The sequence below is a fragment of the Chitinivibrionales bacterium genome (genome assembly GCA_035516255.1).
Lineage (GTDB): Bacteria > Fibrobacterota > Chitinivibrionia > Chitinivibrionales > FEN-1185 > FEN-1185.
This window is the reverse complement of record DATJAL010000055.1, coordinates 1-24,334: the sequence shown is the minus strand read 5'-3', so window position 1 is coordinate 24,334 and position 24,334 is coordinate 1. Positions and strand designations below refer to the sequence as shown.

Here is a 24,334-nt window from a genome sequence, read left to right as displayed (position 1 = left end):
CGCCTGAAAATACGGCGCGTCGTAACCGCCAGTCCCCTCGAGATCCCCGTATACACGGCTCCATCCCGTCAGCAACACCCCCACCACAAGCACTGCCACCACTCTCGTTACTTTCGTTTCCACGGCTAACCTCGCAACTTTTTTTTTAATTGTTTTTCGCACCTACTTAATCGGGATGATCTCCACTCGTCTGTTGGTGGCGCGCCCTTCGGCGGTAGCATTGGACGTCACCGGCTTGTCTTTTCCGTACCCTTTGGCCACCATGCGGTCGGGCGAAATGCCGCGCATGATGAGATAATCCATCACGGATTTTGCGCGCTGGTAGGACAGAACGCGGTTATAATCCGCTCCACCCTGGTCGTCGGTATGCCCGGCGATTTCGATCTTGACATTAGGATAAGCTTCAAGGCTGTTATAAACCTGTTCGAGCACATAATATGATTCTTCGAGCAGTTCGGCGCTCGCGGTTTTGAAATTGACGCCGCGTAGCGTGAGCTTCTGCTTGATCTCCTGCGGCTTCTCGTCCGGGCAGCCGTCGTCGTCCTTGAACCCATTGAAGGTTTCGGGCTGGTTGGGACACTGGTCGCTCCCCTTGCATATCTTTGCGTACTGCGCCTGCTTGCCCTGCTCGGCGACCCACGGATCGCAGATGCCGTCCTTGTCGTTGTCGGGATCCGGGCAGCCGTCGTTGTCCTGGAACCCGTCGCGGTCTTCAGGATCATTGGGGCATTCGTCCTGCGCGTCGTAGATACCGTCCTTGTCGTTGTCGTAATCGGGACAGCCGTCTTCGTCTTCGAATCCGTCCTTGTCTTCAGGCACATCGGGACACTGATCGATATCGTCGGGTATGCCGTCGCCGTCGCGATCGGTGCTGAGCACCTCGATCATTTTCTCGGTGATGAGACCGATGTCGGTGCCGTTCTCACCCTTTGCCTTGCATGGGGAAACCGGCTTCACGAAATAATTGAAGTTCTTGTACCCCGGCGAAATAAACAAGGGCTCTTTTTGCATGTTGGTTTCATTGACCACCGCGGTCGGATTCCATGCGAGCCTGTTGCCGTAAATATTATTGTATATGATACGCGTTTTCTTCGATTGGGGGGCGATGTAAACGCCGTATTGTTTGTTGTCCATGAGGATGTTGTTGCGGATGAGGACTTCGGTGCGGTGGGCGCAGAAAATTGCGCAGTAGCCGCTTTCGAGAATCACGTTGTGGTCGATGGACGTACGGGTTCCGCGGCTTGATTCGAGGAAAATGCCGGTCCATTCGTTGCGGTAGATTACGTTGTTGCTGATGTCGGGCAGCGAGATGAGCGCGTGGATGCCGGCTCCCTTGTTGTCAATGATGAGGTTCCGGGAAATGACCGGCCTGGTGTTTTTGCACAGGATACCGGTGGTGCCGTTCTGGATGGTGAAGTTGGTGATGGTGCCGCCGTCGGCGCCGAGCACGCACGGCGCCTTGCGGCTGCCGTCGATGATGGTCTTGAGCATGTCTTGACCCATGAGAACCACGTTGTCGGCCATGGCGATGTTCTCGTGATAAATTCCATTGGATACGAAGACCGTGTCGCCTTCGTCAGCCTCACCGAGCGCCGCATGAATCGAGGGGAAATCCTGGGGGACAACGATTCTTCTTCCCGCCGATGATAGTCCAACAATGACAACCAGAAAGTACAGAAAGAACGCCGGAGAGATTTTTCTGCACATCGTGAGGGATCCTATTCTTGTGATAAAGTATTAAGGGCTTAAATTGCTAGCAAAAGTATAAATAAGGAAATTATCATTCAAATAAAATCTCAATCAAAATACTATTGGTGGCAAATAGTGTCAAGTTTTTACAAATCCTTATATATAATGATTTTTTTATCGTGCAACCGGCGTCCGGATACCGTAACTCCAGATGGATATTGTTGTTGCAAATATCAAGCATTGTCCGAGCCCGGGTGAATGAAAAAATTGCGCGCGCCTTGCACGTGTTCACTGGCCGCTCACCAAAACAACTGTTTTTAATGAAAATACTGCAACCCAATTTTCTAAGTATGATACGTAGATACTCAAATAAAATATTTTTCATTTAAAAGGCAAGTTATTTCTCCGTTTAAAAAATAATCCGGAAAAAATGTTGCCGTTGTCCTGCTTTTTATTCTTGGATTTCAGTGCATCCTCTTCTGATTATATATTGTTTGTCATATGAAAGTCATATGCAATTTCCTTGAATTATTTTAATTCATACTCGCTCGAAAAACGACCCGGAAAAAGGCAAGCTCTCAATGATTCGATTATCATTTTTACAACAGCAGCGGAATTATTTCGGCCCCAAAGTTTTTATCGCCATCCTGCCGCTCTTTTTCGCCGCGGAAATTTTTGGCTTTGGGAAGAACAAGGTTGAATACGAGTATTTTAAATGGAACTGCTACCGTGTCCCGCATTTTGAAGTTTACTTTTCGCAGAACCAGGGCGTGCTTCCGGCAATAGCCACCCAATGGATCGAGAACGATTTCGAAGCGCTTCGCCGCGATTTTTCCTTTGCCCCGAAAGACAAGATTCCCGTCATTCTGTACGGCAGTCCCAACAGTTTCGCGCAGACCAACGTCATCAGCGACATTCTGCCCGAGGGCGTGGGCGGATTTACCACGCAGATCAAGAACAGGATCGTGGTGCCGTTCGACGGTTCGTACGACGAGCTACGGCATGTGCTTCATCACGAGCTCGTGCACGGGTTTCAGTACAGTATTCTATTTGAGCAATTCGGCTCGTCGCTTTTAACCGGCGCCGACGCCCAGCTTCCGCTCTGGTTCGCCGAGGGCCTCGCCGAATACCTTTCCATGGGATGGAATACCGAGTCGGACATGTTCCTCATGGACGCCACGATTTTCGGTTCCATCGGACTTCCCGGGCCCGAACTCGGCGGTTACATGGCCTACAAAGGCGGCCAGTCGTTTTTCGAATTTCTCGCCGAGTCGCGGGGCGAAAAACGGTTCTCCCAGTTTCTTGCCCGTTTCAAGGAAGTCAAAAACGTCGAGCGGAGCTTCAAGGAGGTGTATGGAAAATCTCCGGAAGAGCTTGGTGAAGAGTGGCGGACCGAACTCAAGCGCCTTTATTGGCCGGAAATCGGCCGCCGAGCGGCGCCCGCGAAATTTGGCATTGCGCTCACCGCACACGAAAAAGACAGGGACAACTTCAACCTGAAGCCCCGGATCTCGCCCGACGGGACCAAGGTCGCCTATTTCAGCGACCTTCGGGACTACACGCGCATCCTGGTGTGCACCGCAAAGGGCGAGATCTTCCGCGAGGTGGGCCAGTCCGGTTACGCGGGCAGCTTCGAGTCCTTCCACCCCTTCCGGAGCGGGCTCTGCTGGTCCCCGGGCAGCGACAAGCTTGCCTTTGTGTCAAGCAACAACGGCAAGGACGAGCTCAGGATCGTCGACATCAACAAGAAAAAACTGCTCAAAGCCTTCATTCCAGACCTTGCCTCGGCGGTATCGCCCGACTGGTCGCCCAACGGCCGCGATATCGTCTTCTGCGGCATCGACCGCGGGTACTGCGACCTCTATGTTTACAACAGCGTTTCGGGCTCGTGCACGAGATTGACAAACGATATTTTTTCGGAGGCCGACCCGCGCTACACCCGCGACGGCAGGGGAATCGTTTTTGCGCGACAGGACACCTCGGGCGCGGCCGAGCGTTCGGTGCGAAAGGCGGCACCGCCGGTCCAGCTGTGGTACCTCGACCTCGCCGACCTGCACTGCGTGCAGCTGACTGCGTCGCCGGGCAACAAGAAGGCGCCGTGTTTTTCGCCGGACGGAAAGTTCATCATGTACGTGTCGGACCGAAACGGCATCGACAACATTTACGTCGCGCCGTTCAAAAATCCCGACAGCGCGAAAGCGCTCACCGACGTGATCGGCGGGTGCTCGAGCCCGGACTGGGCGAAAGACTCGGCCGCCGCGGTGTACTGCCTTTTCCAGAAGGGCGGATGGGACATCTGGCGCGTTGCGGATCCCATGAACAGGCTCATGGAAAAAATGCCTGAAAAAACAAAATGGATGGAATCGTGCGACGACACCGCCAAGCCCTTCTTTTCTCCCGAGGTCGCGGCGGACAGCGCCTCCGGACCGAAGAAAAAGGAGGCCTTTCACGGTCCGGGCCGGCACGCGGCCCCCTTGACAACTCCGGAAACCGCCGCGGATGAGGAAACCGGCATTTCAGAGCGCGACACCACGAAGGCTCATCCTGACACGACGGCTGCCAAAAGCGGGGATTCCGTTGCCGTCAAGAAGACTGATTGGCAAAAAAAAGAACCGCCGGCGGCCGCGGCTGTGCCGGTCAGCCCGCCCCAGCACGTCACGCTTAATTTCGACACGCTGTCGCCGCGGCCGTACCGCCTGACCTTCACCCCGGACATCGTTTCGGTGGGACTCGGCACCGACGCGTACTACGGCTACGGCGTGTCGGGCCAGATCGTTGCCGTGTTCTCCGACCTCATGGGAAACCACCAGATCGCGGTGATGGGCGACGTGGAGGGCAACATCGCGGATTACACGCACCTGTTCGCCTCCTACTTCAACCTGGAGCACAAGGTCAACTTCGGCCTCGCCGCGTTTTACAACCGGGAATACACCGCGACCGACATTTTCGGCGACTCACTCTATTTCGACACCGACGCCGGCGCCATGGCCACACTCCGCTTCCCGTTCTCCATGTATTCCCGCATCGACGTGGAGGGCTTTTACGAAAATCTGTTCCGCGTTCCCTACCTTTCCGAAACCACGGACAACGGCTCGTTTGTCAATGACACCACCCGCCGGAACCGGACCATCAATATTTTCATGCCCTCGATATCTTACACCTACGACGACATCCTGTGGGGCATCACGGGCCCGCTCAACGGCCTGCGGGCGCAGGCGCGCGTGGTGATGTCGCCGCCGGTCAAGCTCATCGACGCGTCGTTCGCGTCCTTCGACGTGGACGTGCGGCACTACTGGCACATCCTCAACCGGTTCGTATGGGCAAACCGGCTCGCCTTCGGCGCGAGCATTCCCCTGCGCAACGAGGCGCCGTCGAGGAAATTCTTTCTGGGCGGCGACGAGAACTGGTTCCTGTACGACTTCAACACGGCCGCCTATCAGCAGAACGTGAACAATTTCTTCTATTCCGACATCATCGTTCCCTTCAGGGGATGGAACTACCTCGACATCATCGGCACGAAATTCGCCGTTGTCAATACCGAGTTCCGGTTCCCGTTCCTCAAGGAGATGACGCTCGTGTGGCCCCTGCCCCTGACGCTCCGGTATGTCAACGGCGCCGTGTTCACCGACATCGGCAACGCGTGGAACCCCGAGGAGCAGTTCAAAAACGTGCCCCTGCCGAAGAACATTTACGGCGGCGTGGGAGGGGGCCTGCGCGCGAACCTAGGGATTTTCGTGCTGCGCTGGGACCGGGCGTGGAAAACGGACTTCGCGACGTTTTTCGGGCCGTGGAAGGACTATTGGTCGCTGGGCGCGGAATTTTAATCCCTCAAAGAAATCGATCAACGTATAATTTTTCCGTCTTTGTAGAAATTCTCCAACTGCTTGTTTCCATCCTCATACCAAGTTGTATATCGTCCTTCCCTGTTGCCGTCCTTGTAAAAGCCCGCCTCCTGCTTTTTCCCGTTTTCAAACCACAGCGTGTACGCCCCTTCTTTTTTGTCATTCTTATAGGAACATTGCTCCTGCTTGTTTCCGCTTTTAAACCACTTCATTGACGGCCCGTCTTTTTTCTCGCCCTTGTACGAGCATTCCTCCTGCTTGTTCCCGTTATCATACCATCGTGTGCATTTTCCGTCCCGAAGGCCGTCCTTGTAAAAGCCTTCCTCCTTTTTCGTCCCATTGTCAAACCATAAGGTATAGGGTCCGTCTTGATTCCCGTCTTTATAGGTCCATTCCTCCTGTTTTTTCCCGTTCTCATAATATCTGACATACGGGCCGGTTTTTATCCCGTCCTTGCAGGAGCCTTCATGCTCCTTGTTTCCATTTTTATACCACCGGATGTAAGGACCGTCCAGTTTGTCGTTCTTGTCAATGCCCTGCTCGAGCTTGCGCCCGTTCTCGTGCCAATAGGTGTAAGGACCGTCTTTCTTTCCGTTTTTGTAAATACCTTCATATGATTTCGTGCCGTTCTCAAACCATTCGGTGTAGCTCCCTTCAAGGACGCCATTTTTATAATTGCATTCCAATGATTTCTTCCCGTTTTTATGCCATTCCGCGTACGGCCCATCCAATTTCCCGTTTTTGTAATTGCATTCAATCGACTTCAATCCGCTTTCAAACCATTCGGCATATGCGCCTTCCCGCACCCCGTTTTTATAGGTGCATTCCAATGATTTCTTTCCGTTCTCGTACCAATGGACGTCGGGTCCTTCCTGTTTCCCATTTTTGTAGGTGCATTTTTGATGCGGCTTGTCGTTCCAGTACCAGCTGGCGTACGGGCCTTCTTTTTGACCTGACTTATTTACGTAATACTTTTCCTGCAACTTCCCGTTCGGATATTTCAATTCCATTTTCTTTCCGCCGCAGCCAAATAACAAAATAATTGACAAAATCGTAACCATAATAACGTACGTGAGCGGTCGCTTTTCAAATTGTCTGCTGATGGTTTTTGGTCCAAACGTTTTCATTTGGCCTGCTCCTTTCCATGAGTGGAAAAAATGATTTTTTGCCCTACAGGTATTATCTACGGCTTGTTGGATGCGCGCATCCGGCGTGCCTGCGAGGCTGATGTTTTTTCAGCATAGAAAAATGAAAAACAAAATCTATTCAAGGCAAGTAAAATCTCAAGTCGGCTAGTTTTTTTGGGATACGGAATAAAATGGATTTTATTGCTGGGTTCCATATGCGAACGGGGAGAGAAATTGGATGATTTTCCGCGGGGATTAAAATGTGGTTGAAGGACTTTGGAATGAAATTACTGTTCCCACTCAACAGTATCAATCTCACCCATGATATTGATTTATAAAAGGGAGATTTAAAACGTGAAACATTAATGGATTAATATCATCAAATATTTTTTGATTTAATATTTTATTCCTATTCCTATCGGGATTACTATTAATGTCAAAATACCCATTGAAACTGCAAAAATGGTTAGCGCGACCTTAGTGCCTATTTCTTTATGTTTCTTTTCGGTGCTTATTGAATCCTGTATTTCTTTCTGTCGCTCTGCCTTTTTGATTTCAATGTTTTTTTTCTCATTATCACATAGCGAATCTGCAGCAATTAAAAAAGTTACCTCATTCTTAGTGAGGCTGTTTATATCTTTCTTTTTCAATTCTAAGTAAAGGGAATCATTACAAGCAGATGCATAAGGATATTGAATAAAGCACGATATTAGGGTTATTGTTGCTAAAAATCCCTTCATTAATTTCTCCCAAATAAAATTCAATGAGAAAAAAATGACAAAAACGGGTAAACGGTTTGGTAAACCAAAATGGATGAATTATTAATAATAAATATTTATTAGTTTGTAATTTTTATTCCTCCCGAGGCAAAAAGTATTGTTACCGTTATTACAGCAGTAAAAAATAAACACATTAAAATGGTTATCCCGACCTTGCTGCTAATTTCTTTATATTTCTTTTCATGTTTTATTGAATCTTGTATTTCTTGCTGTCGCTCAGCCTTTTTGGCTTCAAGTTCTTTTTTCGTTTGATCACATTGATTATCTTTAGCAAGCATATAAAACATTTCATTTTGTGTTAAAATATTTTTATCCCTTTTTTTTAATTCAAGATATAGACTATCATCACAAGGCGAAGCATATGGACTTTGAAATGTACTTAGAAAAATTATTGGCATGAATAAGAAAAAAATATTTATAATTTTTCCATTCCAATTTATTAGACCATTTGTAACCATAGAAGGTACTATCCTTGATTTCCTTTATCGGTCGGCATCCTGAAATCTGGCTCCCTCAAGGTTCGCTCCCTCAAGGTTCGCTCCCCAAAGAATGGCTCCCCGAAGGTCGGCTTCCATAAGGTTGGATTCCGCAAGGTTGGCCCCCCGAAGGTCGGCTCCCCGAAGGTCGGCTTCCTCAAGAACGCCTCCCCGAAGGTTGGCTGAATCAAGGTGGGCCGAATCAAGGTGGGCTCTTGGAAGGAAGGCTAAATCAAGATCGGCTCCCCTAAGATTGGCTCCCCCAAGCCTGGCCCTCTCAAGGTTGGCTCCCCGAAGGCCGGCTTTATGAAGATCGGCTCCCCTAAGATTGGCTCCCACAAGGTAGGCTGAATCAAGGTGCGCTCCCACAAGGCAGGCCTCATGAAGATCGGCTCCCTCAAGGTAATATTTCTCAAGATGGGCTCCCATAAGATCAGGTGTAACACCTTTTTCTTTTCTCCATTTATTCCAATTTCCTACTCCGGATTTTAGTATGTCAACCTGTCTTGTACAGCCACTATTCATCGCAAGCAACAACAGAACGGCAATTATGCTTTTAAAGCCAACCATACCGTCTCCTTTTCATTCCCACTCAATCGTGGCCGGCGGCTTATGCGTCACGTCGTAAAACAAATCTCCCAATCCGTCAATCTTCTTCGATTCCTCAAGAATATACGCAAGCGTCTCATCCTTTAATCTCGCAAACCTCGCGGTCATGGCCTCCTGCGACATGATGGGCCGCAGCACGCCGCATTGCCGGCCGGACTTATTGACAAGGGGCAACAATACGACCGGCACCTGCCACACGGCGGCGTATTCGCCGAATTTGTGCAGCGCGCCGGTCACCAGGTGGTCAAGCGCCCGGAGCACGGCGAGGCGGTCGAGCGTCAGGTATGCCTTGACAAGATGGTATTCTGGTTTTCCCGCCACGGAAAGACCGTACACCACCCTGTTGACGCCCTTGATTTTATTGGTGATGCTTGTTGAGACCGTTTCGAGCCCGTCCCAGTCTTGCTTTCCCAGAACGAGCGCCGGGTGCGCGTAGGTACGCGAGTCTCCCTGCACGCCCACGCTCTTCAACGGCAGCACATACGATTCGTATCCTGCTTTGGCGGAAATTTCCCGAACACTTTTTTCCGTATCCTGCAGAACGGGAGATTCTGTTCCATTTGAGCACAACAGGCGTACTCCGAGGCCCGGGCCGGGAAACGGGTGACGCCATAATAATTTTTCGGGAAGACCGAGCGCTGCGCCGAGCTCGCGGACTTCGTCTTTGTACAGCAGCGCCAGCGGCTCGATGATTTCCCCTTTTTCAAGCAGCTCCATCACGGCGTCGACGCGGTTGTGGTGCGTCTTGATGCGTTCCGCGTGCCTGGTGCCGGCGCTTTCGATGGTGTCGGGATAAATGGTGCCCTGGCCCAGGATGTATTCCTTGGGGTCGAGTCCGAATTCCCCGAGCGCGGCCTCCTTCACCTCGATGAACGTGGTGCCGATGATCCGGCGTTTTTCCTCGGGGTCGGCAATGTTTTTGAGCGCCGAAAGGAATTTTTCCGTTGCGTCAACCACGTGCAGGTTGCCGAACCCGTTGGCTTTCATGTAGTCGAGGATGTCGGCTGATTCGCCTTGGCGCATGAGCCCGTTGTCGATGTGCAGCCCGAAAACGTTTTTCTCGCCCAGCACCCTGTTGAGCAGCGTGAACGCTACGGTCGAGTCAACGCCGCCGGACACCAGAAGAAAAACCTTTTTTGCGCCGCATTTCTTCTTTATTTCCTCGCCCATTTCCCGCATGAACGTGCCGGTGTTCCAGTCGTGCGAGCATTTACAGATTGAAATAAAATTCTCAAGGATCGTCATGCCTTTCGGCGTGTCGGTCACTTCGGGATGGAACTGCAGGCCGTACATGCGTTTCGTTTCATTGCCCATGGCCGCCGCCTTGCACCCGGTGGTTGAGCCGATGACCTCGAATCCCTGCGGCAGCTTTTCCACGGCGTCGCCGTGGCTCATCCAGATCTGCTGCCGGCCCGAAAGTCCCGCAAAGAGGGGGCTGTTTTCCTTAATGTCAATTTGCGCGATACCGTACTCCCGGTATCTGCCTGCAACCACGTTGCCTCCCAGGCTCTGCGCCATGAGCTGGTGGCCGTAACAAAGCCCCAGCACCGGAATGCCGAGCGCAAGAACGCTGCTGTTAAAACCGGGCCTGTCTTTGTCAAGCACGCTGTGCGGACCGCCCGAAAGGATGATTCCCTTGAACCGCCGGCATTCGTTCGCGGGAATGTCGCTCGGGACAATTTCCGAGTATACGTTCAGACGGCGTATCCGGTTTGCGATGAGATGGGTGTATTGGCCGCCGAAATCGAGTACCGCTATCGTGTCCATAGGCATCAAAAAATAATTGTTCGTCGAGAAGCAAGCTTGTCAATTTTGGAGGAATGATATATTTTGGAGGGCGCTTTTTATTGGGGTGTCGTCCAACGGTAGGACTCTGGACTCTGGCTCCAGCTATTGAGGTTCGAATCCTTACACCCCAGCCATTCTTAAAATTGCAGATTGCAAAGTCCAGATTCCAGATTTGCAGGAACACCGGAAATATTTTTAAATTTGGAATCTGTAATCTGAACTTTGGACTTTTTAGGGCCCCATCGTCTAGTGGCCCAGGACGGGTGGTTCTCAGCCATCAAACCGGGGTTCGATTCCCCGTGGGGCTACCATTTGAAGAACCCCGCGCCAAGTCGCGGGAATGCGCGGGCTGTGCCATTCAAGGGGATTTCCTTGACGGAATCCTCTTTTATATTTTAAGGAATATTGACTTTTTGAGCGTTGGTGTGGTATTTTTTTCACGAATAATTACATAAAGCTCAGGATGAACCTTCGTTTTGTCCTCGGCTCGTGCAGCGAAAGCCGGGCGATTAGCTCAGATGGTTAGAGTGCTTGCTTGACATGCAAGAGGTCGTTGGTTCGATTCCAACATCGCCCATGTATCCCTGCTCCTCCACCGCTTTTACGGTTCATTCCGCAAAAGACTTATCGGGAAGAGGATCACGTCAACCGGGCGCCGATTGCGGCGCTCAAAGACAGGGTTTCGGATGAATATTGTTCTGCCCGACAAAAGCCTCAAGTCCATGCCGGACGGCGCCACCGCGCTCGACCTCGCTCAGGCAATCTCGCCGCGTCTGGCAAAGGACGCGGTTGCCGCAAAAGTAAACAACACCCTCGTCGACCTTTCCGCCAAGCTTTACGACAACGACTCGGTTTCGATCGTTACCTTTGATTCACCCGAAGGCAAGTCGGTGTTCTGGCATTCCTCGTCGCATGTGATGGCGCAGGCGGTGCAGGAGCTGTTTCCCTCCGCGAAAATCGCGATAGGTCCTTCAATTGACAATGGGTTTTACTATGATTTCGACATGGAAAAGCCCATCGCGCAGGACGACCTGAAAAAAATCGAAGACAAGATAAAAGAGATCGTAGCGAAAAAAATCCCGCTGGTGCGCAGTGTCATAAGTAAAGCCGAAGCGGAAGCGTATTTCAAGGCCAAAAACGAACCGTACAAACTCGAGCTGCTGAACGACATCCAGGGCGATCCGTCCGTTTACAAACAGGGAGGATGGCTGGATATGTGCCGCGGGCCGCACGTGCCCGACACCGGCTACCTCCGCGCGGTCAAGCTCATGAGCATCGCGGGCGCGTACTGGCGCGGCAGCGAGAAGAACAAGATGCTCACCCGGCTCTACGGCATCTCGTTCCCCAAGCAGTCGCAGCTTGACGAATACCTCAAGATGCTCGAGGAGGCGGCCAAGCGCGACCACCGCAGGCTCGGCACCGACCTCGACCTCTATTCCATCAACGAGGCGGTGGGGCCCGGGCTGGTGCTCTGGCACCCCAAGGGCGGGCGCCTCCGCACCATCATCGAGGACTTCTGGCGCAGCGAGCACTACAAGAACGGCTACGAGCTCGTGTATTCGCCGCACATCGGCCGCAGCACGCTCTGGGAGACCAGCGGACACCTCGGGTTCTACCGCGAGAACATGTACTCGCCCATGGAAATTGACGAGCAGGAATATTTCGTGAAGCCCATGAACTGCCCGTTCCACATCATGATGTACAAGAGCAGGGTGCGCTCCTACCGCGAGCTGCCGCTGCGGTGGGCGGAGCTGGGCACCGTGTACCGCTACGAGAAGAGCGGCGTGCTGCACGGCCTGCTACGCGTACGCGGGTTTACCCAGGACGACGCGCACCTCATCTGCAGCCCGGACCAGATGCCCGGCGAGATCCGCAGCGTGCTGCGCTTCTGCCTGTTCATGCTCAAATCGTTCGGGTTCGAAAAATTCAAGGTGTACCTCGCAACGCGGCCCAAGGAAGGGTCGGTGGGCGACGAGGCCAAATGGCGCGACGCGACGGCCGCGCTTGACGCGGCGGTAAAGGCCGAGGGACTCGAGTGCGAGGTGGACGAGGGCGGCGGCGCGTTTTACGGCCCCAAGATCGACATCAAGATAAAGGACGCGCTCAACCGCGAATGGCAGTGCTCCACCATCCAGTTCGACTTCAATGAGCCGGAACGCTTCGACATGGTTTTCTCGGGCGCCAGCAACGAGCGGCTGCGGCCCTTCATGATCCACCGCGCGCTGCTCGGGTCGCTTGAACGGTTCATGGGCGTGCTCGTGGAGCATTACGCAGGCGCGCTGCCCCTGTGGCTGTCGCCCGTGCAGGTGAAGATCATTCCCATTTCCGATAAGTATATTGACTATGCGACGCAGGTGTTTTCGGCCTGCAAGGCCGCGGGCCTGCGCGCAGAGCTTGACGACCGGTCGGAAAAAATGGGCGCAAAGATCCGCGACGCGGAGCTGGCCAAAATTCCCTACATGGCCATTGTCGGGCAAAAGGAGCTTGACTCAAAAACCGTTTCGGTGCGGCGCCACAAGGACGGCGACCAGGGATCAAAGGAACTGGCGCAGTTCGTGGAGCAGATCGCCGCCGAAGCGAAGAAAACGGCCTGATATCCGGGCGTTTTATACTTTTACAGAAGGAGGTACGTATCAACAGATTTCAGCCGCCAAAACAGGACAAGGATTTGCCTCATGTCAACGAAGAAATACGAGTGCCGCGTGTGCGGGTGATTTCGAGCAACGGGGAGTCCCTCGGCATCCTGCCGATCATGGAGGCCCGCGAGCGCGCCACCTACGAAGGCCTTGATCTTGTCGAGGTGGCCCCCAACGCGGAGCCGCCCGTGTGCAGGATCATGGACTATGGGAAATTCAAGTACGAAAAATCGAAGAAGCAGAAGGAAGCCAAGAAGAAGCAGCATGTGTCGCACCTCAAGGAAATCAAGATGCACCCGAAGACCGAGGAGCACGACTACCGCTTCAAGATGGACCACGCGCGCAAGTTCCTTTACCGGGGCGACCGGGTCAAGGCGACCATCGTGTTCCGCGGCCGCGAGATCGCGCACCTTGACTTTGGGAAAAAGATACTCGAGCGGTTCGAGGCCGACATCGCCGATTTGTGCTCCGTGGAGTTCACCTGCAAAATGGAAGGCAGGAACATGATCTCCATGTTCGTGCCCGACCGGGTGAAAATAAAGGAATTCACGCGCAAGGCGGACCAGGAACGAAGGAAAATGGAACAGGAAATTAAAAAAGAGACCGGGGCGGCGCAGGCCGCGCAGCCGGACATCGTACAGCAATAGAAACGGGGAATTGCTTATGCCGAAAATGAAAACACGGAGCACGGTCAAAAAGCGTTTCCGCGTCACCGCGGGCGGGCTCGTGAAGAGGAAAAAGGTCAATCTGAGGCACATCCTCACCAAGAAGGGAAACTCGCGCAAGCGGCGCCTCGGGAAAAAGGCGATTGTCAATCCGGTTCAAGCAAAAAAATTGATGATGATGATAAGCTGACCGGTGCGCCGAGATGATAATGTCATCTTGAACTGATGGTTTTTTTACCACATAAAGGAGTCTGATCATGCCACGAGTAAAATCGCGGGTCGCTTCACGCGCCCGGAGAAAGAAGATCCTCAAGGCGAATGCCGGCTACTTCGGCAAGCGGAAGAGCTGCATCCGCACCGCCAAGGACGCGTTCTGGAAAGCGGGAAAATACCAGTACCGCGACCGCAAGCAGAGAAAGCGCGAGTTCCGCTCGCTGTGGATATCGCGCATCAACGCCGCGGCGCGCACCTGCGGCACCACCTACGCCCAACTCATTTGCGGCCTGCGGCAGAAGAACATCAGCCTCGACCGCAAGGTGCTGGCGCAGCTTGCGCTTCACGAACCGGAATCGTTCAAGAAGCTCGTTGAAACGGTGAAGGCATAGGACGGCCAATGGCTGAAGAGAGCATCACCCCGACCCTCGAGCTTCTCGAGAAGGCGGAACAGGAGGCGTCGGCGCAGCTGTCGGCGGTCTTGTCCGACGCGGAGGCGGAGGCGTTCAGGATCAAGTTCCTCGGAAAAAAGGGGCTTCTCCTCTCTTTTGTCAAAGGGGTAAAGGACCTCTCGCCCGAGCAGAAGCGAACCGTCGGCGCAAAGGCCAATGCGCTGTTCCGGTCCGTCGAGGAGCGGTTCAAGGCCGCCCCGTGGCTCAAGAAGCAAAGCGGCGCGGTCGATGGGGCGTTTGATCCCACGTTGCCGGGATTTCCGTTTCCGCACGGCAGCATTCATCCGCTCACCAAGATCCGGAACCGCATGCGCGATATTTTCGTCGGCATGGGTTTCGATGTCGCCTACGGTCCCGAGGTCGAGACCGACGCGAACAACTTCGGGATGCTCAACTTCCAGCCCAACCATCCGGCCCGCGACATGCAGGACACGTTTTATATAAAGGCCGACGAGGTGCTGCTGCGCACGCACACGTCGCCCGTGCAGATCCGCGTGATGCTTTCGCGCAAGCCGCCCATCCGCTGCATCATGCCGGGAAGGGTGTACCGCAACGAGGAGGTGAGCAGCCGCAGCTACTGCCTGTTCCACCAGGTGGAGGGCCTGTACGTCGACGAAGGCGTGAGCTTCGCCGACCTCAAGGGCACGCTGCTCGCGTTCGCCAGGCAGTTTTTCGACGAAAAGACGAAAATAAAAATACGCCCGAGCTTTTTCCCGTTCACCGAACCGAGCGTGGAGGTCGACGTCGAATGCTTCTTGTGCGGCGGCAAGGGATGCCCGCTGTGCAAGCAGAGCGGCTGGCTCGAAATCCTCGGCGCGGGCATGGTGCACCCCAACGTGCTGGCCAACTGCGGGGTTGACAATGAGAAATACACGGGCTTCGCGTTCGGCATGGGCGTCGAGCGGGTCGCGCTGCTGAAGTATGGAATTGACGATATAAGAATATTATTCGAGAATGATGTGAGGTTTTTAAAGCAGTTTTGACCCCGCCTCTCCGGCCCGAAGGGCCGGAGGGTCCGAAGCGAAAAATCAGCAATGAAAAATATCCTATGAAATTCTCCCTTTCCTGGCTCAAAGACTTTGTCGACATCACCGTCCCGGTCGAGGACGTGTGCGCCATGCTGACGTCCGTGGGCATCGAGGTGGCCTCGGTGACCAGGCGCCGCATCCCGAACGGCGTGAAAACGGCAAAGCTGCTTTCCGTTGAAAAGCACCCGAACGCGGACAAGCTCAGCCTGTGCAGCGTTGACATCGGGGAAGCCTCGCCGCTCGCCATCGTGTGCGGCGCGCCCAACGTAAAGGTCGGCATGGTTTCGGCGCTCGCCATTATCGGCACGAAATTCGACAACGGCTTTGCGATCACCAAGGCGAAAATCCGCGGCGTCGAGTCGTTCGGCATGCTGTGCTCGGAAAAGGAGCTCGACATTTCCGACGATCATTCCGGCATCATGGACCTGGCGCCGGACACGGCAGTGGGAAAACCGCTTTCGGAATATTATCCCGACGATGAAATTCTCGAAATAGAACTTACCCCCAACCGCGGCGACTGCTTGAGCCTGCTCGGGGTGGCGCGCGAGGTGGCGGCCAAGCTCAAGGCGCCGCTGAAAAACACCGCGCTTGCGCCGAAGGAATCCGGAAGCGGCAAGGTATCGGATTTCATTTCAGTTTCCATTGAAGCGCCCAACGGATGTCCGCGCTACGGCGGCCGTCTCGTGAAAGGCGTGAAAATCGCGCCCTCACCCAAATGGATGGCGCAGCGGCTCTCCGACGCGGGGGTGCGGCCCATCAACAACGTGGTCGACATCACCAACTACCTTATGCTCCATTTCGGCCAGCCCATGCACGCTTTTGACTATGCCAGAATAAGACGGAAGAAAATCATCGTGCGCACGGCGGGGAGGCCGACCGAGTTTGCAACGCTCGATGAGATGAAGCGCGGTCTTTCCGCAGACGACCTGCTCATCTGCGACGGCGAAGGGCCGGTCGCTCTCGCGGGCATCATGGGGGGGCTGGGCTCGGAAATTTCCGATACGACAAGCGACGTGTTCCTCGAATGCGCGTACTTCGATCCATCGGGCATCCGCACCACCTCGAAGCGGCTCGGGCTCTCCACCGAGGCGTCGTACCGATTCGAGCGCGGGGTCGATCCCGAGAACGCTCTTGTCTGGGCGCTGGATACCGCGGCCGAGATGCTCCGGCTTTATGCGGGCGGCACCGTTACTCCGGGCATGCTAGACGCATGTCCGGCGCGGGTGGCGCAAAAGACCGTACGTCTGCGGCCGTCGCGCGCCGCACTCCTTCTCGGCGTTGCCATACCGAAAGCCGAGATCGTTTCCACGCTTTCCCGTTTGCAAATCACCTGCCGCGACGCAGGCGACGATTCGCTCGAATGCATCGTTCCCGCCTTTCGCCACGATATATCGCTCGAGGCCGACCTGATCGAGGAGGCCGGACGTTTTTACGGATACGACAACATCGCCTCCGCCGACCATGCACGGGTGGGCCTTATCAGGCCCGCTTCGCCGGTCGAGGAGCGCGCCGACGCCATACGCTCGTCGCTCGCCTTCATGGGCCTCAACGAAATAGTCACCAACAGCCTCACGTCTGAAAAAAAGAACCTGCTCATACGGCCGTCGGCGACGCCGGTCGCGCTCCTCAACCCGCTGTCGCCCGACATGGCGCAGCTGCGCACCGCAATGCTTCCAAGCGGGCTCGAGGTGCTTGCCTACAACATCAACCGCAAGAACCTTGACAACAGGTATTTCGAGATCGGCAGGACCTATGTTGCGCGGCCGGGCCAGGACCTGCCGGTTGAGCGGGACGTGCTTTCCATCATCCTGCACGGAAATTTCTTTCCCGTGTCGTGGGACAATACAACGGGCATCAAAAACGAATTCTACGTTCTCAAGGGCATCCTCGACAAACTGGCGGCAAACATCGGATGCGGCGGATTCGCCTTTGACGCTTCCGCGGCAGCGGATGCGTTCCTTGGCGCGCAATCGTGCGGGGTTTCATGCGGAAAGCTCATTACCGGTGTCATGGGAATGCTAAAGGAAAATGTGTGCGCTGTGTTTGACATCAAGGAAGCGGTGAGTTATGCCGAGCTCGACATGACGGATTTTCTGCAGGCGCCGCTTTCCGCGCCTGCGTTCAGGCCCATGCCGAAATATCCGGCGCTCGAGCGCGATTTCTGCTTCGTGCTCAAGGAGACCCTGTTTTCCGCGGAAATCTCGCGGGAAATCCGTTCCCTTTCGCCGCTGGTGGAAGACGTCGTACCGTTTGACGTTTATCGGGGCGAGAAACTCGGGTCCGGACTTAAAAGCATCGCCTTCTCGGTGCGGCTGCGGTCAAACGAGCGCACGCTCACCGACAAGGAGGCCGAGGAGCTGTGCGTAAGAATCATCACGGTCATGGAGAAGAAATACGGTGCAACCCTCAGAAAATAAGGAAACCGGTCTTTTAAAAAAAATGTGTTTAAATTTATTTGCGGTAATGATATACTTATAATTCAAATTCGTAATCAAAATCTAACGATAACCTTATACGATCAAAAAGAAAGGACAGAAGGTTTGCCAGCGGATATTTTAACTCAGTTGGAACATAAAATAGACAAGTTGATTTCCACGGTCAAAACCCTCAAGGAAGAAAACGGCAGGCTTTCGGAGGAGATCAAGGTCCATAAGCAGAAAATCCGGGAGTCTGAAACAGGCAGTGAGGGGCTTGCGGGCGAATGTGAATTGTTAAAGAAGAGTAACGAGGATAAACAAAAAAAGCTTGATAGTGCAGTTGAAAAGATTCAGGGGTTGTTGTCGAAACTTGAATCGGCGGCCTAAGCCGGCAAAGTGATCAGCGGCAAGTCCGCCAGCGGAGTACGCATGAGCCCATCGTCGGACAGTGTACGCGTGAAGATTTACGGAGACGAGTATTCAATCAAGGGTGATGTTGATATTGAAACGACAAAAAAGGTCGCAGAGTTCGTTAACAGCAAAATGGAAGAGATACAGTCCAGCGTCGCATCGAGGGAAAAACTGAAAATCGCCGTTCTCTCCGCCATGAACATCGCGGGGGAACTCCTCGACTACAAATCAAAATGCGAAGATTGCATCAGGAAGCTCGATGAGGTGGAGGAACGCGTCGCCGATTGAACGCGCGGCGAAAACCGCTGAGACTTTTTTACTCTGTGCCCGGTAACACATAGTGTTGAGTACCGCTCGTTTTACTCTCACGTTTTACACTCCCCGGTGATGCGGCGCATCAGTCCCGCCCGATGCGTTGAATTTTTGTCATTGTTTTTTCATAGGTATTCGTGGCCGCTTACAGGAGGACGAAATGACCATCCAGACGATTTTTATTATCATCGGGTGCATCGCATGCGCCGTGGTTGCGTTTGTGCTCGGCCAGCTTTGGCGCGTGATGACCGACAAAAAGTACAAGGAGGAGAAGATCGCTTCCCTGCAGGAGGAATCGGACCGGATCATGCGGGAGGCGCAGAAAGAGGCCGAGCTCTCGAAGAAGACCGCGCTGCTCGAGGCAAAGGACGAATGGTTCAAGGCAAAGGCCGAATTCGAAAAAGACGCGGCGAAAACGAGGGAGGCCATCCGCGTCGAGCAGCAGAAGCTCAAGGACAACGAGCTCGAGCTCAAACGCCGCGATGACACCATCGCCAAGCGCGAGGCCGAATTCACCGCGCGCGAAAGCTTTCTGAATTCAAAGGAGAAGACCCTGCGCACCAAGGACAACGAGTTGACCAAGCTCGTCGCTATGGAAAACGAGAAACTGGAAAAAATCTCGCACATGACCCAGGACGAGGCGAAGAAACTCCTCATGACCAACCTCGAGGGACAGGTGCGGTACGAGGCCGCGCAGATGATCAAGGAAATAAAAGACACCGCCAAGGCCGAGGCGGAAAACGAGGCCAAGGAAATCGTGGTGCAGGCGATCCAGCGGTGCGCGGCCGACGCCACGGTCGAATCAACGGTGAGCGTGGTGCACCTGCCCAACGACGAGATGAAAGGCCGCATCATCGGCCGCGAGGGACGCAACATCCGCTCGTTCGAGGAGGCCACCGGCGTCGACGTGATCGTTGACGACACGCCCGAGGCCGTGATCCTTTCCGGCTTCGATCCCATCAAGCGCGAAGTGGCGAGGATGGCGCTCGAAAAACTCATCAGCGACGGCAGGATACATCCGGGCCGCATCGAGGAGCTCATCAAGAAGAGTGAAAAGGAAATCGAAAAGAAAATGAAGGAAGCGTCCGACGAGGTGATCTTCGAGCTCGACGTGCACGGCCTCAAGCCCAAGCTCGCCGAAATGCTCGGCCGGCTCAAGTACCGCACGTCGTACGGCCAGAACGTGCTGCAGCACTGCAAGGAGGTCGCGATGCTCGCCGGCCTCATGGCAAGCGAGCTCGGGCTCGATCCGAAAATCGCGATCCGCGCCGGCCTGCTCCACGACATTGGAAAAGCCATCGACCGTGAGACCGAAGGCACACACTCGCAGCTCGGCGCAGACCTTGCCGCCAAAAACGGTGAGAATGACGTGATCAGCAACGCGATCGCGGCGCACCACGAGGATGTTCCGCCTATTTCGGTGTATCCCATTCTCATCCAGGCGGCGGACACCATTTCGAGCACGCGTCCCGGCGTGCGGCGCGAGACGCTCACCAATTACGTGAACCGGCTCACCAAGCTCGAGGAGATCGCGGATTCGTTCCGCGGCGTTTCCAAATCGTATGTGATCCAGGCGGGCCGCGAGATACGGTGCATTGTGGAGCCTGAGCAGGTTTCAGACGCGCAGTCGGAGGAACTGGCCAGGCAAATTGCGCAGAAAATACAGGACGAAATGGAGTATCCGGGACAAATAAAAGTAACGATAATCAGGGAAACGAGGTTTACGGAGTTTGCAAAATAGAAAATAACTATTAAATTTGGGCGTTCCCCTCGCTGCGCTCGGGTCGGCCCTCACTCCGGTCTCGCCTAACGCCTCGGGTTGCCACGGCCCGATGGCGGAGGACCGCCTGGGTCCGGGCAGCATCGCTCTCCAGAGCGGCATCCGCTCCGGCCTAACGCATGCGCAGAGGAAAGGCAGGCATCCTGTTTTTCGCCCTCGTTTGGTATCTTGACAGCCGCGAAGCGGCGTTCCGCTGAGGTTGCGTTGCGAAGGGGCGACGTTTCGCGAGCGTCAAGCGAGCGAACTCGCGCGCCCCTTTGCGGGAGGGGGTGTGCCCCGAGACCCCGCAGACGCGCACAGCGCGGCGAGGAGGCTTGGGGCCAGGGGGAAACGCGAAGCGGTGCCCCCACCAGGAACTTTAACTTATGAAAATCTTTTTCATCGGAGACGTGTTCGGAAATACAGGCAAAAGAGTCCTTGCCGAGCGCCTCCCCTCTTTTCTTAAAGAGCATTCCATCGACGTCTGCATCGCCAACGGCGAAAACGCTGCCGGCGGCAAGGGCATCACGAACAACCTCATCGGAAAGTTCCGCAAGTTCGGCGTGAACGTGATCACCGGCGGCAACCATTCGTTCGCCAATCCCGACGCATTCGACGATTTCGAAAAAGACCCGTTCGTGCTCAGGCCGCTCAACTTTCCACCTGGCAATCACGGCAAAGGCACGGCGCTGTATAGGTTGCCCGACGGCCGCGGCCTCGGCATAATCAACCTGATGGGCAGGGTGTTTTTCAACGAGGACCTCGACTGTCCGTTCAGGAGCGGCATGGCCGCCATTGAGGAGCTGTCGCGTTCCACAAAGGCAATCCTTGTGGATCTCCACGCGGAGGCGACAAGCGAGAAAAAAGCTTTCGCCGCATACGTTGACGGAAAGGCAAGCGCGGTGGTCGGCACGCACACACATGTGCAGACCGCAGACGAAGCGGTTTCGGCCGCCGGCACCGCCTCCATCACCGACGCGGGCATGACCGGCGCGGAGGATTCCATCATCGGCATGAAAAAGGAAAACGTCATAAAGAAATTCCTTCTGCAGACGCCGGTTCGTTTCGAGCCGTCTGAAACCGGTCCGATGCTGAACGGCGTGGTGATTGACATCAGCGACACCACGGGCAAGGCTTCCTCAATCGCCAGGATTTACGAGCGGATCCGGCTCGGCAAGGATGGCGCCGATTAAAACGATACCGCTGATTTCAACGGCAGGCTTTTATAGTATCATCCATCTGGATTATCCGCGAATAAATTCGCAGGCAGCGTATCATCATGAATAAAATGTATGATGTGTCAATGTTCGACGATCCCGATTCTCTCCATGCTGTGAACGAACGCGGAAAAAGATATTATCCTTCACCGGATGACAATTCCACATCTCCCATGCCGTCAGCATTTCAATTCCTCACACCGCAGAAATCCGAAAAGCCCTACACCGTAAGCCAGATCAACGACGGCATCGGTCGTATCCTCGAAAGCGGCAACACGCTCGTATGGGTGGAGGGGGAAATCTCGAATTTCAAGCGCGCCACGAGCGGACACTGCTACCTGCGGCTGAAAGACGAACAGAGCCAGATTCCCGCGGTGCTGTGGAAGCAGGCCGCGCTCAACCTTAAATTCAAGCCCGAGGACGGCATGCAGGTGCTCGCGATCGCTTCCCTCCGGGTGTACCAGAAGGGCGGCTACTACCAGCTCGACATCCACCGGATGCAGCCCGAAGGGCTCGGTGCGCTGTACGCCGCGTTCCTTGCTTTAAAGGAAAAGCTCGAAAAGGAAGGGCTCTTTGACCCGGCGCGCAAAAAGCCGCTTCCCGAGACCGTGGCGACGCTCGGCGTTATCACCTCGAAGCAGGGCGCAGCGCTCCATGACATCGTCAAGGTCGTGCGGAAACGGTCGCCGCGCACAAGCGTCGTGCTCATCGACGTTGCGGTGCAGGGCGACAAGGCGGCCGCCCAAATCGCCGCCGCGATCCGCGGCATGAACCGCTACGGCAAGGTCGACTGCATCATCGTGGGGCGCGGCGGCGGCAACATCGAGGATTTGTGGGCGTTCAACGAGGAGATTGTTGCGCGCGCCATTGCGGAGTCTAAAATACCAATCATAGCGGCGGTCGGGCATGAGATCGATTTCACCATCGCGGATTTCGCCGCGGACGTGCGCGCGCCCACGCCGTCCGCCGCCGCGGAAATGGCGGTGCCCGACGACCAGGAGGGCCGCCGGTATTTTTATTCGCTCGCCGACCGCCTCTACAATGGGTTCACCCGGTATTTTTCCGAGGCGCAGGCGGCGCTTGACGCGTGCAAAGAGCGCCCCGTATGGCAGCGGCCCCTCGAGCTTGCCGCCGATGCGCGGCTGTCGCTTGACGAACTCGAAGAGCGCCAGGGCCGCGCCATGGGCATCCGGTTCGAGCGGGCGCGCGGCCGCCTCTCGGCGGCCGCTTCGCAGCTTTCGGCGCTGAGCCCGCTTGCCACCATGGGCCGCGGCTACAGCGTGGTGGTCGACAAAAGCGGTGCAACCGTGAAAAACGCGTCGCAGGTGTCTTGCGGCGATGCCATAAAGATATATTTTCATAAAGGGAATGCCGACGCGACCGTCACCGCAAACGATCCGTCGCCGGGCAATCTCGGTGGAAACAAGGAATCCTGACAAGGAGCATTTCGTGCCGAAAAGCGACATGAGTTTCGAATCAGCGCTCAAGGAGCTTGAAAAAATAATCTCCAAGCTCGAAAGCCCGGACCTCACCCTCACGAGCGCACTTGAGCATTTCGAGAAAGGCGTCGCGCTCATGAAGACCTGCGATTCCCAGTTGAAAAGCGCGGAAGGAAAGCTCAAGGAGCTGCTTTCGGGAAAAGACGGGGAATTCATAGAAAAAGTCCTGGGCGTCTCCAGCGCAAGCAATGGAGACACGGACAATGAGTGACCTGAAGGCCTACATGAAGGCGGTGTGCGACACCACCGAGGCCGCGCTCGAAAAGCTTCTTCCCAAGAACACCGCCTACCCGCAATCCATCCATTCCCTTATGCGCTACAGCATTTTCGCGGGCGGAAAGCGCGTGCGTCCGTGCCTGATCATGGCCGCGCATGGGGCGTGCGGCGGGAAATTCGGCGATGAGAACGCGGTGCTCGCCAGCGCCGCGGTGGAGATGCTCCACACGTTCTCGCTCATCCACGACGACCTTCCCTGCATGGACGACGACGATTTCCGGCGCGGCAAGCCGACGGCGCACAAGGCCTTCAACGAGGCGCTCGCGGTGCTCGGCGGCGACGCGCTGTGCATCTTCGCGTACGAATGCCTCGGACGCATCGGCAGGGCCGACATCGTGGTGGAGCTGTCGCAGGCGCTCGGCACATCAGGCATGATCGGCGGCCAGGTGGTGGACATAGAATCCGAAGGCACCAAGGCCTCGCGCGAGACCCTCGAATACATCCACCGAAACAAGACCGCCGCGCTCATCCGCGCCTGCGTTCGCATCGGCGCCATGCTCGCGGATGCACCTGCAGCGTCAATGAAGAAACTCTCGGCTTACGGCGACAAGGTGGGGCTTGCGTTCCAGGTGATCGACGACATTCTTGACGAAGAGGGAACCACTGAGCAGATCGGCAAGGACGCCGGCAGCGACCGGGAAAAGGGCAAGGTGACGTTCCCGAGCGTCGTGGGGATGGCGGAATCGAAAAAATACGCGAAGGAATTGATTGACAAAGCGAAAAGTGAACTTGCCTCGTTTGGTGATAAAGCGGAAATGCTGCAGGAATTGGCGGAGTTTATAAGAGTTAGAATTTCGTAATATTTTAAGAATCTGGGCGTCGGTTCTCCTTCCGGTCCACCCCTTCGGGTGCTTCCAAGGGTCGTCGTCCTTCGGCTCGGGCTGCCACGGCCCCTCTATGCCTGACGGCGAGGGCCGGGCAGCACCGCGCTCCAGCGCGGCCTTCAGTCGTCCCTCACGCGCGGCATTCGGATCCTTTCCGCAACTCTTTTGTCATTTTTTTAGGTAATTATAAAACATCTTGCACAGGAATTATCTTGTGCATATGGGCTTTAGTCAATTAGAAACCTTTGAATTCATAGGGAAAACTGAAAACAGGGCAAAACTGTTCCTCAGAAAATTCTGTTGGAAAAAAGGCCA

20 protein-coding genes and 3 tRNA genes are annotated in these 24,334 nt (G+C 54.9%); 17 read left to right on the top strand and 6 right to left on the bottom strand.

Annotation, left to right across the window (positions count from 1 at the left end):
* Positions 1-162: 162 nt before the first annotated feature.
* On the bottom strand, positions 163-1,707 hold the full coding sequence (locus VLX68_17190; GenBank protein HUI93978.1) for an OmpA family protein: 1,545 nt from the start codon (positions 1,705-1,707) through the stop codon (positions 163-165).
* Positions 1,708-2,270: 563 nt separating this feature from the next.
* Here VLX68_17190 and VLX68_17185 point away from each other — a divergent pair.
* A complete protein-coding gene (locus tag VLX68_17185) occupies positions 2,271-5,513 on the top strand; it encodes a BamA/TamA family outer membrane protein (protein HUI93977.1) in 3,243 nt (1,080 codons plus the stop codon).
* Positions 5,514-5,530: 17 nt separating this feature from the next.
* Here VLX68_17185 and VLX68_17180 read toward each other — a convergent pair whose 3' ends face one another.
* From VLX68_17180 to guaA, 5 genes are all read right to left on the bottom strand, one after another.
* Complete coding sequence (locus VLX68_17180) at positions 5,531-6,658, bottom strand: toxin-antitoxin system YwqK family antitoxin (protein ID HUI93976.1); 1,128 nt, start codon at positions 6,656-6,658, stop codon at positions 5,531-5,533.
* 395 nt (positions 6,659-7,053) lie between these two features.
* Positions 7,054-7,398 (bottom strand): hypothetical protein, encoded by a 345-nt coding sequence (locus VLX68_17175; GenBank protein ID HUI93975.1) that lies wholly within the window; start codon positions 7,396-7,398, stop codon positions 7,054-7,056.
* A 98-nt stretch (positions 7,399-7,496) separates the two neighbouring features.
* A complete protein-coding gene (locus VLX68_17170) occupies positions 7,497-7,895 on the bottom strand; it encodes a hypothetical protein (GenBank protein ID HUI93974.1) in 399 nt (132 codons plus the stop codon).
* 24 nt (positions 7,896-7,919) lie between these two features.
* Positions 7,920-8,483 (bottom strand): pentapeptide repeat-containing protein, encoded by a 564-nt coding sequence (locus VLX68_17165; GenBank protein ID HUI93973.1) that lies wholly within the window; start codon positions 8,481-8,483, stop codon positions 7,920-7,922.
* 12 nt (positions 8,484-8,495) lie between these two features.
* On the bottom strand, positions 8,496-10,289 hold the full coding sequence (gene guaA, locus VLX68_17160; GenBank protein HUI93972.1) for a glutamine-hydrolyzing GMP synthase: 1,794 nt from the start codon (positions 10,287-10,289) through the stop codon (positions 8,496-8,498).
* An 81-nt stretch (positions 10,290-10,370) separates the two neighbouring features.
* On the opposite strand from guaA, the gene VLX68_17155 reads away from it, so the two are divergent.
* The 16 genes from VLX68_17155 to VLX68_17080 all read left to right on the top strand — a co-directional run bounded on the left by VLX68_17155 (position 10,371) and on the right by VLX68_17080 (position 23,995).
* Positions 10,371-10,444, top strand: a tRNA-Gln gene (locus VLX68_17155).
* Between the two features lie 101 nt (positions 10,445-10,545).
* Positions 10,546-10,621: transfer RNA gene (locus VLX68_17150), tRNA-Glu, on the top strand.
* A 192-nt stretch (positions 10,622-10,813) separates the two neighbouring features.
* Positions 10,814-10,887: transfer RNA gene (locus tag VLX68_17145), tRNA-Val, on the top strand.
* Between the two features lie 109 nt (positions 10,888-10,996).
* On the top strand, positions 10,997-12,904 hold the full coding sequence (thrS, locus tag VLX68_17140) for a threonine--tRNA ligase (GenBank protein ID HUI93971.1): 1,908 nt from the start codon (positions 10,997-10,999) through the stop codon (positions 12,902-12,904).
* A gap of 74 nt (positions 12,905-12,978) precedes the next feature.
* Positions 12,979-13,593, top strand: a complete 615-nt coding sequence (infC, locus tag VLX68_17135) for a translation initiation factor IF-3 (protein HUI93970.1) — start codon at positions 12,979-12,981, stop codon at positions 13,591-13,593.
* 16 nt (positions 13,594-13,609) lie between these two features.
* Positions 13,610-13,801, top strand: a complete 192-nt coding sequence (gene rpmI, locus VLX68_17130; GenBank protein ID HUI93969.1) for a 50S ribosomal protein L35 — start codon at positions 13,610-13,612, stop codon at positions 13,799-13,801.
* Positions 13,802-13,868: 67 nt separating this feature from the next.
* Positions 13,869-14,216 carry a 50S ribosomal protein L20 gene (rplT, locus tag VLX68_17125; protein ID HUI93968.1) on the top strand — a complete coding sequence of 116 codons (348 nt, stop codon included), beginning with the start codon at positions 13,869-13,871 and terminating at the stop codon, positions 14,214-14,216.
* Positions 14,217-14,224: 8 nt separating this feature from the next.
* Complete coding sequence (locus VLX68_17120; protein HUI93967.1) at positions 14,225-15,259, top strand: phenylalanine--tRNA ligase subunit alpha; 1,035 nt, start codon at positions 14,225-14,227, stop codon at positions 15,257-15,259.
* Between the two features lie 65 nt (positions 15,260-15,324).
* Positions 15,325-17,721, top strand: coding sequence for a phenylalanine--tRNA ligase subunit beta (gene pheT, locus VLX68_17115; protein HUI93966.1), 2,397 nt, complete (start codon positions 15,325-15,327; stop codon positions 17,719-17,721).
* Between the two features lie 123 nt (positions 17,722-17,844).
* The gene (zapB, locus tag VLX68_17110; GenBank protein ID HUI93965.1) at positions 17,845-18,108 is read left to right on the top strand and encodes a cell division protein ZapB; all 264 of its coding nucleotides are present in this window, start codon (positions 17,845-17,847) and stop codon (positions 18,106-18,108) included.
* 42 nt (positions 18,109-18,150) lie between these two features.
* Positions 18,151-18,420 carry a cell division protein ZapA gene (locus VLX68_17105; protein ID HUI93964.1) on the top strand — a complete coding sequence of 90 codons (270 nt, stop codon included), beginning with the start codon at positions 18,151-18,153 and terminating at the stop codon, positions 18,418-18,420.
* A 184-nt stretch (positions 18,421-18,604) separates the two neighbouring features.
* Positions 18,605-20,185: a ribonuclease Y gene (gene rny / locus VLX68_17100; GenBank protein HUI93963.1), complete on the top strand. Its 1,581-nt coding sequence runs from the start codon at positions 18,605-18,607 to the stop codon at positions 20,183-20,185.
* 404 nt (positions 20,186-20,589) lie between these two features.
* Complete coding sequence (locus VLX68_17095; GenBank protein ID HUI93962.1) at positions 20,590-21,396, top strand: TIGR00282 family metallophosphoesterase; 807 nt, start codon at positions 20,590-20,592, stop codon at positions 21,394-21,396.
* Between the two features lie 86 nt (positions 21,397-21,482).
* The gene (gene xseA / locus VLX68_17090) at positions 21,483-22,856 is read left to right on the top strand and encodes an exodeoxyribonuclease VII large subunit (GenBank protein HUI93961.1); all 1,374 of its coding nucleotides are present in this window, start codon (positions 21,483-21,485) and stop codon (positions 22,854-22,856) included.
* A 28-nt stretch (positions 22,857-22,884) separates the two neighbouring features.
* A complete protein-coding gene (xseB, locus tag VLX68_17085; protein ID HUI93960.1) occupies positions 22,885-23,130 on the top strand; it encodes an exodeoxyribonuclease VII small subunit in 246 nt (81 codons plus the stop codon).
* Positions 23,123-23,995, top strand: a complete 873-nt coding sequence (locus tag VLX68_17080) for a farnesyl diphosphate synthase (GenBank protein ID HUI93959.1) — start codon at positions 23,123-23,125, stop codon at positions 23,993-23,995. The genes xseB and VLX68_17080 overlap by 8 nt, the downstream gene beginning before the upstream one ends.
* The last annotated feature ends 339 nt before the right edge of the window (positions 23,996-24,334 follow it).